Annotated in this window: 9 protein-coding genes; 4 read left to right on the top strand and 5 right to left on the bottom strand. The window is 67.0% G+C overall.

Annotated elements, in window-relative coordinates; translation table 11 throughout:
• The 3 genes from DU475_RS20930 to DU475_RS20920 form a co-directional block, all read left to right on the top strand.
• The coding region (locus DU475_RS20930; RefSeq protein WP_164633211.1) for a tetratricopeptide repeat protein at window positions 1–798 on the top strand (798 nt) is incomplete at its 5' end.
• A 235-nt stretch (window positions 799–1,033) separates the two neighbouring features.
• The gene (locus DU475_RS20925; protein ID WP_041807692.1) at window positions 1,034–1,957 is read left to right on the top strand and encodes a sulfite exporter TauE/SafE family protein; all 924 of its coding nucleotides are present in this window, start codon (window positions 1,034–1,036) and stop codon (window positions 1,955–1,957) included.
• Entirely contained in the window at window positions 1,957–2,754 is a 798-nt protein-coding gene (locus tag DU475_RS20920) for a TIGR02186 family protein (RefSeq protein WP_013500758.1), read from the top strand. The genes DU475_RS20925 and DU475_RS20920 overlap by 1 nt, the downstream gene beginning before the upstream one ends.
• Window positions 2,755–2,919: 165 nt before the next feature.
• On the opposite strand, the gene DU475_RS20915 is transcribed toward DU475_RS20920, so the two are convergent.
• A complete protein-coding gene (locus tag DU475_RS20915) occupies window positions 2,920–4,194 on the bottom strand; it encodes an Nramp family divalent metal transporter (RefSeq protein ID WP_349644216.1) in 1,275 nt (424 codons plus the stop codon).
• A gap of 150 nt (window positions 4,195–4,344) precedes the next feature.
• The gene (locus DU475_RS20910) at window positions 4,345–5,265 is read right to left on the bottom strand and encodes a DMT family transporter (RefSeq protein WP_164633209.1); all 921 of its coding nucleotides are present in this window, start codon (window positions 5,263–5,265) and stop codon (window positions 4,345–4,347) included.
• 97 nt (window positions 5,266–5,362) lie between these two features.
• On the opposite strand from DU475_RS20910, the gene DU475_RS20905 reads away from it, so the two are divergent.
• Window positions 5,363–6,208, top strand: a complete 846-nt coding sequence (locus tag DU475_RS20905; RefSeq protein WP_164633212.1) for a LysR family transcriptional regulator — start codon at window positions 5,363–5,365, stop codon at window positions 6,206–6,208.
• A gap of 163 nt (window positions 6,209–6,371) precedes the next feature.
• Here DU475_RS20905 and pdeM read toward each other — a convergent pair whose 3' ends face one another.
• The 3 genes from pdeM to DU475_RS20890 all read right to left on the bottom strand — a co-directional run bounded on the left by pdeM (window position 6,372) and on the right by DU475_RS20890 (window position 11,276).
• Entirely contained in the window at window positions 6,372–7,064 is a 693-nt protein-coding gene (pdeM, locus tag DU475_RS20900; RefSeq protein ID WP_047307500.1) for a ligase-associated DNA damage response endonuclease PdeM, read from the bottom strand.
• A gap of 128 nt (window positions 7,065–7,192) precedes the next feature.
• The gene (locus tag DU475_RS20895) at window positions 7,193–9,916 is read right to left on the bottom strand and encodes a ligase-associated DNA damage response DEXH box helicase (protein ID WP_047307501.1); all 2,724 of its coding nucleotides are present in this window, start codon (window positions 9,914–9,916) and stop codon (window positions 7,193–7,195) included.
• A gap of 139 nt (window positions 9,917–10,055) precedes the next feature.
• Window positions 10,056–11,276: an ABC transporter substrate-binding protein gene (locus DU475_RS20890; protein ID WP_164633208.1), complete on the bottom strand. Its 1,221-nt coding sequence runs from the start codon at window positions 11,274–11,276 to the stop codon at window positions 10,056–10,058.
• Window positions 11,277–11,371: the final 95 nt, after the last annotated feature.

Raw genomic sequence — 11,371 nt, 5'->3', positions numbered from 1 at the left:
CCGCAGAGCGCGCCCGCTGCGGCCGAAGACATCACCGGCACGATCCCGACGGCGCAGCCGTCCGCACCGGCGGAGAAGTTCGGTACCATCCCGATTCCGGCGGCCGAACGCCTGCCCGAGGCGATCGGCGGACCGGCGCTGCGCACCGCCGCGCTGAAGGGCGACGCCGCAGCCGCCTATGAGGTCGCCACCCGCTACGCCGAAGGCAAGGGCGTGCCGACGAATTACGACGAAGCCGCCAAGTGGTATCAGCGAGCGGCGGATGCCGGCGTAACCCCGGCGATCTTCCGGATCGGCACCCTTTACGAAAAGGGGCTGGGCGTGAAGAAGGATCTCGACGCAGCGCGCAAGCTGTATTCGACCGCGGCCGACCGCGGCAACGCCAAGGCGATGCACAATCTGGCCGTGCTGTACGCCGACGGCGGCAGCAAGGGCGCGAACTACAAGACCGCAGCCGCCTGGTTCCGCAAGGCCGCCGAGCGCGGCGTCGCCGATAGCCAGTTCAACCTCGGCATCCTGTACGCCCGCGGCATCGGCGTCGATCAGAACCTCGCCGAATCGTACAAGTGGTTCGCCCTCGCCGCCGCCCAGGGCGACGAGGACGCCGGCCGCAAGCGCGACGATGTCGCCAAGCGGCTCGACCCGCAATCACTGGCGGCCGCCAAGCTCGCGATCCAGACCTTCACGGCCGAACCGCAGCCCGACGCCGCCGTCAAGGTGGTCGCTCCGGCGGGCGGCTGGGACGGGCAAACCGGCGCGGCCGCCAAGCGCGGGACTGCGCAGCGCGCCGCCCGCTGAGCCTTCCCGTCCGCCAGGTGGACGCGACGCGCGGCGCCCGCCAAAAAATCCGGCCCGCGACAGAATCTGGAATCCCGGTGCGAACTAATTTCGGCTATGCAGAGGCGTATCGGACGGGCCGCAGTTCGGCGTGCGGCCCGGATCCGCGCCAGATCACCGACTAGGAGCATCTCCACGCCGAAGCGGCAGCCCGGGGATGCCGTCGTCACAGCGAGAACTCCGAAGCGAACCGCGCGTGCAACTTTATCTCCCGATCGCCGATCTCCCGGTCAACGTCCTGCTCGTCCTGGCGATGGGCGCCGCGGTCGGGTTCGTGTCCGGGATGTTCGGGGTCGGCGGCGGCTTCTTGATGACCCCGCTGCTGATCTTCATCGGCATCTCGCCCGCGGTCGCGGTGGCCTCGGTGACCAGCCACATGGCGGCGTCATCGTTCTCCGGCGCGCTGTCATACTGGCGGCGCCGTGCGATCGATCCGCTGCTCGCCTTCATCCTGCTATGCGGCGGCATCGCCGGCACCGGGCTCGGCGTCTGGTTCTTCGTGCTGATGCGTTCGGTCGGCCAGCTCGACCTGGTGATCGCGCTGTCCTACGTCGTGCTGCTGACCGCAGTCGGCGGCTTGATGGTGTCCGAAGGCATCCGCGCGATCCGCCGCACCAGCCGCGGCGAGGTGGCGCTGCCGGGCCGCTCCGGCAACCGCAACTGGCTGTACGCGCTGCCGTTCAAGGTCCGGTTCAAGCGCTCCAAGATCTATCTGTCGGTCCTGCCGGTGATCGCGATTGGGGTGATGATCGGGTTCATCGGCGCGGTGATGGGCGTCGGCGGCGGGTTCCTCCTGGTGCCGATGCTGATCTATCTGCTCCGGGTGCCGACCAGCACCGTGGTCGGAACCTCGATGGTGCTGACCCTGGCGACGATGCTGATCGCCACCGTGCTGCATGCCGCGACCAGCCATCTTGTCGACGCCGTACTGGCGCTGATCCTGATGATCGGGGGTGTCGCCGGCGCGCAATTCGGCGCCCGCGCCGGCCAGCGTATCCGCGGCGAACAGCTCCGGCTGCTGCTCGGCCTGCTGGTGCTGGCGGTCGGCATCCGGTTCGCGATCGAACTCGGCATCCGGCCCGCCGAGCTGTTCACGCTGCGCGAACTGGGCCCGGCGTGATGGTGCGGCGGTTCGCATCGCTCCGTGCCCTCGCCGCTGCCGCGCTGCTGGCGGCACTGCTGCCGTCGGCCTCGCCGGCCAAGGCCGAGCGCCTGATCGTGTCGGTCTCCAACGCCCGCGTCACCGTGACGCCGAACTATTCGGGCGGCGAACTGGTGCTGTTCGGCGCCATCGAGAAGGACCATCCGGCGTTCACCGACCAGGCCAAATACGACCTGGTGGTCACCGTGCTCGGTCCGCGCGCCAACATGGTGACGCGGCGCAAGGAACGCAAATTCGGGATCTGGATCAACACCGACTCCCGCGAATTCCTGATGGTGCCGAGCTATCTGGCGGTGTTCGCCAATCGGCCGATCGACGCGATCGCGCCGCTCGAGGTGCGACGGCGTCAGCAGCTCGGCATCAATCACGTCCTTCTGACGCAGCGGATCGGCACCGACTATGCCGACGTCGTCGCCGACGACCAGTTCCGCCAGGCGTTCGTCCGGTTGCGCGAGGACAACAAGCTGTATCGTGAAGATGCGGCGGCGGTGAAATTTCTCACCCCGACGCTGTTCCGCACTGGAATTCCGCTGCCGGCCGAGGTGCCGATTGGCAGCTACGAAATCTCGATCAAGCTGTTTGCGGCCGGCGAGCTGCTGACCGAGACCGACACCTCGTTCGAGATCGCCAAGATCGGCTTCGAGCAGTTCGTCGCCACCGCGGCGCGCCAGCACGGCATCATCTACGGCCTGGTCACCGCCCTGATGGCGCTGGCCACCGGCTGGCTGGCGTCGGTCGTGTTCCGACGGGATTAATGGCGCCCGGTCATTCCGGGGCGCTTGCGGCAGCGAGCGAACCTGGAATCTCGAGATTCAGGGCACCCGGCAGCGCCACGTGTGCCGGCCTCTCGGCCTGATAACTTCGGGATTCCGGGCTCGGTCGCTTCGCGACCGCCCCGGAATGACGGCGTGTGGGGCCCGTTAAAGCAAATACCCCACCGCCATCGCGATGACGCTGAGCCCCATCGCGGCAGTCGACAGCCAGCCGAGCCAATACAGCGGGCCGCCCACGGTGAAGCGGTGCATCACGTCGCGGCGCCGCGCGATCAGCATCAACAGCACCATCACCGGCACCGCGAGCACGCCATTGATCACCGCGCTCCAATACAGCGCCGAGATCGGATTGATCGGCGCGAAGTTGATGGCGATGCCGAGCACCGCCGACAGCGCCAGCACGCTGTAGAACGCCACCGCCTGCTTCGGCTTGCGCGCCAGACCGACCGGCCAGCGCCGTCCCTCGCCGACCGCATAGGCGGCGGAGCCGGCCAGCACCGGGATCGCCAGCAGGCCGGTGCCGACGATGCCGAGCGCGAAGATCCATTCGGCGAACGGACCGGCGATCGGCTTCAGCGCTTCGGCGGCCTGAGCCGAGGTCTCGATGTCAGTCCGGCCGCTGGCGTGCAGGGTTGCGGCCGCCGTGATGATGATCGCCAGCGCGATCAGATTCGAGAACGCCATGCCGACGATGGTGTCGGCCCGGATGCGCTGGAATTCCCACGGTGCATCCTGCGGCGATTTCGTCAGCGGCTTCTTGTGCGGATCGATCCGCTCGTCCTCGGCCTCCTGCGAGGCCTGCCAGAAGAACAGATACGGCGAGATCGTGGTGCCGAGGATCGCCACGATGGTGGTGAGATAACCGCTGCTCCAGGTGAGCTGCGGGATCAGCACGCCGGCGGCGGCCTGCGGCCAGTCCACCTTCGCCACCGCCAGCGCGCCGACATAGGCGAACAGGCAGAGCGTCAGCCATTTCAGAACCGCCACGTAGCGTTTGTAGTCGAAGAAGACCTGCGCCAGAACCGAGATCGCGCCGAACGCCACCACGTAGAGCAGCGGGTGGCCGCCGATCAGCAGCCTGGTGGCGTCGGCCATTGCTGCCAGGTCGGCGGCGATGTTGATGGTATTGGCGGTGAACAGCAGCACGACGATCGCCGTCAGCAGTCTGCCGGAATAGTGCCGGCAGACGTTGCCGGCGATGCCGTGGCCGGTGACGCGGCCGACCCGGGCGGAGATTTCCTGGATCGCCACCATCAGCGGGAAGGTCAGCAGCATCGTCCAGCCGATGCCGTAGCCGAGCTGCGCGCCCGCCTGGCTGTAGGTGCCGATGCCGGAAGGATCGTCGTCGGAAGCGCCGGTGATCAGGCCCGGCCCGAGCGTCTTGAAGAAGCCGCGGAGCCGAAAGGTTTCGAGCCGCTGAATCTTGGGGACGTCGCCGACCCCAGGCCTGAAAGAAGCGGGGTTTTCGGCATCGCCTCTGGCGCTGTGCTTCACACTCGGTCCCCGGCTCGCCGATCTCGACACAACGTAGTCGAGACCGGTCGGTTCCGGCAATGGAACGAGACCGATGGTTCATCCGGCCGGCACCAAGCTCCGCGCCGGCCGGGTCACCAGATAGATGCCGACCGCCACCGGGATCACGCCGAGCAGGTCGCGGCCGTCGATCGCTTCGCCCAGCGCCAGCCAGGCGAACAGCATCGCCAGCGGCGGCATCACGAAATGCCAAGCGCTGGCGGCAGTCGCGCCGTACAGCGTCAGCAGGCGAAACCACAGCCAATAGGCGACGATCGAACCGCCGAGCACCAGGAACGCGAAGGCGCCTGCAAGCCGCCAGCTCGGCACGATGTCGCCGACGCTCGACAGCGAGAAAGCGAGCGGCGTCAGCACCAGTCCCGCGGCGAGATTCTGAATGCCGTTGCCGATCCACAGGCTGCCGTGCGGCGCCAGGCGCTTGAACAGAATGGTGCCGGCGACGATCGACGCCAGCGAAGCCAGCGTGAAGCCGACGCCGTGCCACGCCTCGGTGCCGATCGCGATGCGGTGCCAGACGATGAAGGCGACCCCGGCGACGCCGAGCACCAGGCCGACGACCTTTCGCCAGGTCAATGCCTCGTGCAGCACCAGCGCCGCCAGCACCGCGGTGAACACCGGATTGGCGCTGACGATCAGTCCGCCGATGCCGGCCGAGACGGTCTGCAGACCGATATAACCGAGGCCGAGATACAGCGCGTTGTTGATGACGCCCAGCAGCGCGCAGAGCGCGATGTCGCGCGGGCGCAGATTCCAATGCTCGCGCATCAGCGCCGACAGCCCGAGAATCAGCACGCCGGCGAGCGTGAACCGTCCGGCCAGCAGGATCAACGGCGGACAGTCGGCGACGCCGGCCTTGCCGGCCACGAACGCAAAGCTCCACAGCGCGCAGAACAGCGCGATCTGCAACGGGCGGGTGTTGAATGTGGGGGTGATGAGCGAGGTGGTGGGCGCGAGCGACATCGTAGCCTCCTGAACACCACTCCGATCTAGGCGCGCGCGTTGTCATCTGGAAATTAAATGATAAAATAGTGAGCAGCCGGGGCTCGACCTCGAATGGCTGCGCAGTTTCGTCTCGGTGGTGGAAGCCGGCGGCTTCACCCGCGCCGGCGAGCGTGTGCACCGGACGCAGTCGACGGTGAGTCAGCAGATCAAGCGGCTGGAAGACGATCTCGGCCGGCAACTGCTCGACCGCAGCGGCAAGGACGTGATCCCGACCGAGGCCGGCGAACGGCTGTTGTCCTACGCGCGGCGCCTGCTGGCGCTCGCCGAAGAGGCGCGCGACGTGGTGGCGCGGCCGGGCAACGAGGGCGCGGTTCGGCTGGGAATTCCGGAAGATTTCGCGCTCTACCGGCTGCCGCGGCTGCTCGGCAGCTTCTCGCGGGCGCGCCCCGGGCTGCGGCTCGACGTCCGCGCCGACCAGAGCCTGAATCTGAAGCGCGATCTCGAACGTGGCGACCTCGATCTCGCGCTGCTGAAGCGCGAGACCGGCGGCAGCGGCGCGATCGCGGTGTGGCCGGAGCGGGTTTACTGGGTGAACAGCAAGAACCACCCGTGCAACGCCAAAGCCAGTTCGGTGCCGCTGATCTTCTTTCCCGGCGGTTGCCTGTATCGCACCCGTGCGATCCACGCGATCGAAACCACGGGCCGGCGCTGGCACATGGCCTATACCAGCTCCAGCCTCGCCGGGATTCAAGCCGCGGTCGCGGCCGGGCTCGGTCTGTCGATCCTGTCGGAGATTTCGATCCAGGCCGACCACCGCAAGCTGACGGCGCGCGACGGTTTCCCGCCGATCGACCGCACCGAACTCGCCCTGATCGCCGGCCCGCAAGCCAGCCCGGCGACGCTGCGTCTTGCCGAAACGCTCGCCGAATTCTGCGACCAGATCCACGCCAAGGTGGCGTGATCCTTCTTCCTCGCTGTCATTCCGGGGCGCTTGCGTAGCAAGCGAACCTGGAATCCCGAGATTATTGCAAAGAGAGATTCCGGGTTCGCTCACTTCGTGAGCGCCCCGGAATGACTCGTGGATAGTTATCTCGTGGATAGTAGTATCGAGGATTGTTATGGGGTCAGCAGCAGCGCGCGGCGGCGATGGCGTGGAGGCGATTGTCGCCGAGCACATGGGCGGTGAAAGCCGCGCCGCCGAACAATCGCGCGAAGGCCGCATCGCGAATGTTGAGGCCGCCCGTATAGGCGCCGAATGCCGGCATCACCACGCGCATGCCGTCGCCGGCAAAGCAGCGGCGCTCGATGCTGCGGCCGCGGCGACTGACCCGCGCTTTCGGGTGCAGATGGCCGGCGATCTCGCCGCAGGCGCCAGTCGGCTCGTGACGGAACGCGACGTCGCCGATCCGCACTTCGGCCGCGACGCTGCCGCCGAGGCTGCACGGCAGCTCGGGATCGTGATTGCCGGCAATCCAGATCCAGTCGCGCCGCGCCTGCAGCGCAGTGAGAATATCGCGGTTGGCATCGGACAGCCGATGATGCGCGTCGCGATCATGAAAGCTGTCGCCGAGCGCGATCACCACCTTCGGATCGAACCGCGCGATCACCGCACCTAATCGGCCGAGCGTCGCCACCGTGTCGTAGGGCGGCAGCAGCACGCCGCGCATCGCGTAGCTGGAGCCTTTTTCGAGATGCAAATCGGACACGACCAGCAGCCGCTCGTCTTCCCAGTACAGCGCACCGGACAGATCGGCGACGAGCGTGGCGCCGGCGATGGCGACGCTGCAATCGGTGATCGGGAGCGGATCGGAAACCATTGTCGTCATGGCCGGGCTTGTCCCGGCCATCCACGATGAGCTCGGGGGAATGCTGTATTCGTGGATGCCCGGGACGAGCCCGGGCATGACGGATAGTGCAGTGCACGGCGCGATGGGTTTGCTTGCGCTCAACCCATCCTACGCCTTGACGGACCTTCCATCGCCTCGCGCACCAGTTCGTCGGCGGCTTCGGCGAGCAGTTCGTCACTGGCTTCGCCGTACACGGCTTCGCGGCCGATTTCCAGCATCACCGGCACAGCGAGAGGTGAAACCCGGTCGAGTTCCTTGTGGACGATGTGCCCTCTGATTCGCGTCAGCATATCACTGAGGCGGCGCAGATCGAGCAGGCCGGTGGCAGCGTCGGCGCGGGCGGCGCGGAGCAGCACATGGTCCGGCTGGTGCTTGTTGAGAACGTCGTAAACGAGGTCGGTCGAGAACAGTACCTGCCGGCGGCTCTTCTCCTCGCCGGCGAAGCGCCGCGCGACCAGTCCGGAGATGATCGCCGCGTAGCGGAAGGTGCGCTTCATCAGCACTGATTCGGCGAGCCAGGCTTCGAGATCGTCGCCCAGCATGTCGGGATCGAACAGCGCGTCGAGATCGAGCCGGCCGTGCCGGATCATGTGCGACGTATCACCGAGCCCCCACACCGCCAGCGCGTATTCGTTGGCGACGAAGCCGAGCGGCCGGGCGCGGGCGCGTTCCAGCCGCCGCGTCAGCAGCATGCCGAGCGTCTGATGCGCGAGCCGCCCCTCGAACGGGTAGCACACCAGATAGTACTTGGCAGCGCGCGGAAAGGTCTCGACCACCAGCTCGCTGCGCCCCGGCACGCGCGACGCCTTGGTCTGCAGCGCCAGCCAATCGCGGACCTGGTCGGGAAGCCCCTTCCAGGTCCGCTTGTCGGCGAGCAGGCCGCGGACGCGTGCGGCCAGATAGGTCGACAGCGGGAACTTGCCGCCCATGTAGGACGGCACCCGCGCGTCCTTGTCGTTCGCGCGCGAGACGTAGACCTGATCCTCCACCAGCGCCTCGTAGCGCACCACCTCGCCCCCGAACACGAAGGTGTCACCCGGCGTCAGCCCTTCGATGAAGTACTCCTCGATCTGACCGAGCATCCGCCCGCCGCGCGCGATCGCGCCGGTCGATCCGGTCTTGGCACCACGCGAAGCGCGCACCAGCTTCACCTTCAGCATCGCCTCCTCGACGATGGTGCCGACGTTGAGCCGATAGGCCTGCCGCACCTTCGGATTGGCGACGCGCCATTTGCCCTGCTTGTCCTGCTTGATGCGGGCGAAGCGCTCGTAGCTCTTCAGAGCGTAACCGCCGGTGGCGACGAAATCGAGGGTGTCGTCGAAATCGGCGCGCGGCAGATCCGCGTAAGGCGCGGCGCTGCGGATCTCGGCATACAAATCATCGGCCAAGAACGGCTCGCCGCAGGCGCAGCCGAGGATGTGCTGCGCCAGCACGTCGAGCGCGCCGGTGCGCTGCGGCGGTGTATCCTGCGCGTTCTCGGCGACGGCATCGATCGCGGCGGCGCATTCCAGCACTTCGAACCGATTGGCCGGCACCAGCACGGCGCGCGAGGCTTCATCCAGCCGGTGATTGGCGCGGCCGATCCGCTGCATCAGCCGCGACGAGCCCTTTGGCGCGCCGACATTGACGACCAGGTCGATGTCGCCCCAGTCGATTCCGAGATCGAGCGACGAGGTGCACACCACGCCGCGCAACCGGCCGGCCGCCATCGCGTCCTCGACCTTGCGGCGCTGCGCGACGTCGAGCGAACCGTGATGCAGCGCGATTGCCAGATTGTCGTCGTTGATCCGCCACAGCTCCTGAAACAGCATCTCGGCCTGGCTGCGGGTGTTGACGAACACCAGCGTCGTGGTGTTGCGCCGGATCAGGTCGTAGATTTCGGGCAGCGCGTGCCGCGCCGAATGCCCGGCCCACGGCAACCGCTCCCTGGTATCCAGCATCTCGACGATCGGTTGCGCCGCGCCGCTGGCGACGACGATGTCGGCCGACTCCGGTGTGCCGTCGGGCTGCGGCACCAGAAAGCGCGCGAGTTCGCCCGGATCGGCCACCGTCGCCGACAGGCCGATGGCGCGGAGCTGCGGGGCGATCCGCCACAGCCGGGCAAGACCGAGCGACAGCAGATCGCCGCGCTTCGAGGTCACCAGCGCGTGCAGCTCGTCGAGCACGATGCGCCGCAAGCTGCTGAACAGATACGGCGCATCGTCGGAGGCGAGCAGCAGCGCGAGTTGCTCGGGCGTGGTCAGCAGGATGTCGGGCGGATATTTGCGCTGCCGGGTGCGCCGCGACACCGGGGTGTCGCCGGTGCGGGTTTCGATCCGGATCGACAGCTTCATCTCGCCGATCGGGGCTTCGAGATTGCGGGCGATGTCGACCGCGAGTGCCTTGAGCGGCGAGATGTACAGGGTATGCAGACCGCCGGAGCGCGGCGCCAATCCTTCCCCCCGCGTGCGGGGAGAAGGTGGCGCGGCAAGCGCAGCTCGCGACGGATGCGGGGGCGTCTCGGCATCACCCGCAGCTTCGTCGAGCGGAGGCTCATCAGCCCCCTCACCCGACCGACCGGCTTCGCCGGCCGTTCGACCTCTCCCCGCAAGCGAGGAGAGGTTTGCGGGCCGCGGCGCGCTCAACTCGACCAGCGTCGGCAAAAATCCGGCCAGCGTCTTGCCGGCGCCGGTCGGGGCGATCAGCAGTGCCGAGCGCTGGGCGCGGGCTCTTTCCAATAATGCGAGCTGATGAGCGCGCGGCGCCCAGCCGCGCGCGGCGAACCAGCACCGGAACAGTTCGGGCAGCAGATCGGGGGACGGGGCGGAATCGGCGAGGTTCACTCTGCCAAGGTAGGCATTGCGGCCGCGCCGGTCGAGGTCGGCCACAACGCAGAAAGACTGTCAGGCGAGGTTCTGCCGAAAACCAGAACGCCCGCCGGGATGGCGGGCGTTCGCAGCAGCATCAGGGGTCAAGCGACGGTCATTCGGTGACCGGCTTGTCGGAAATGTCCCAGTCGGAGCCGTTGAAGGTCGCGATGTAGAGCGTCTTCATCGGGGTGTAGTCGTCCGGAGTGTAGCTGTAGGTGATGCCGTCGAGGAAATAGGGCGAATGGAAGCCCTTCAGGTTTGACGCCTGCTTCAGCACGTTTTCCCGGGTCAGGTTGTCGCCGCAGCGCCGCAGGATCTCCGCCATCGTCGCCGCCTGACCATAGCCCGCATAGGCGATGGTATTGTCCTTGTCGACGTTCGGCAGATACTTGGCCCGGAACGCCTCGAACGCCTGCACCTCCGGGTCGTTCTCGAACCGCGGCACGCCGACTTCCTTCGAGTAGCGGATCGCCACGATGCCCTTGGAGTTTTCCAGACCGGCGGCGTTGAGGATCGAGCGCCCCGTCGATCCGGCCGACAGCAGATGCAACGGCTTCCAGCCGACTTCGGAGATCTTGCGGATCGATTGCGAGGTCGCCTTGCCGGTGGTGATGTTGAAGAACACGTCGGCACCGGACTTCGACAGATTGATGATCTGCGAATCGATCGTCGGCTCGGTCAGGTCGTAGCTGGCTTCGGCCACCACCTTGGCCTTGCCGCCGGCCTCCTCCAGCACCTTCTTGAACGGCGCCAGGAAGTCGCGGCCGAAATCGTCGTTCTGGTACAGGATCGCGATCTTGGCGTCAGGCTTCACCGCGACGACGTGCTTGGCGAGAATCCGCGCTTCAGTCGGATACAGCGGCAGGCCCGCCATGGTCCATTTGAAGTTCTTCGGGTCGTTCCACTTCGACGCGCCGGTGTTCAGCAGAAGCTGCGGCACCTTCTTGGAATTTAGGTATTTATGCACCGCCGTCTGCGGGGCGGTGCCGAGCGAGCCGTACAGCGCCAACACTTCCTCCTGCTCCACCAGCTTGCGGGTCGCCTCGACCGCCTTCGGGGCGCTGTAGGAATCGTCGAGGGTGAGGAACTTGACCTTGCGACCGTTGATGCCGCCCTTCTCATTGAGCATCTGGAAATAGGCTTCGCCGACGCGGCCGAGCACGCCGTACAGCGAGCCGGGCCCGGAATGCGGCACGGTCTGGCCGATCTTGATCTCGGTGTCGCTGGCGCCGGGATCGTATTTCTTGTCGGCCGCTGCCGCCGCACCGACGGCCAGCGTCAAAGCCGCGATCGCCGTCACGGAGGTGAGGACGAAGCTGTAGCGTAGATTCATCGAGTTTCTCTCCCCTTGGTGCCGGATCGCAAAGGTCCGGTTCTCGTTCTGCCGCGGCGTGTTTCGCTTCTGCGGCACGCTATCCTGAGCACAAC

It is taken from the genome of Rhodopseudomonas sp. WA056, from assembly GCF_010906995.1.
GTDB classification, from domain to species: Bacteria; Pseudomonadota; Alphaproteobacteria; order Rhizobiales; family Xanthobacteraceae; genus Rhodopseudomonas; species Rhodopseudomonas palustris_G.
The sequence above is the reverse complement of the archived record's forward strand: the minus strand, read 5'-3'. Positions and strand labels throughout refer to the sequence as shown.

Excerpts from the sequence above, each read along its gene's own strand:
- DU475_RS20920 (WP_013500758.1), top strand. The coding sequence starts at position 1,957 with ATGGTGCGGCGGTTCGCATCGCTCCGTGCCCTCGCCGCTGCCGCGCTG.
- DU475_RS20910 (WP_164633209.1), bottom strand. The coding sequence starts at position 5,265 with ATGTCGCTCGCGCCCACCACCTCGCTCATCACCCCCACATTCAACACC.
- DU475_RS20890 (WP_164633208.1), bottom strand. The coding sequence starts at position 11,276 with ATGAATCTACGCTACAGCTTCGTCCTCACCTCCGTGACGGCGATCGCG.
- pdeM (WP_047307500.1), bottom strand. The coding sequence starts at position 7,064 with ATGGTTTCCGATCCGCTCCCGATCACCGATTGCAGCGTCGCCATCGCC.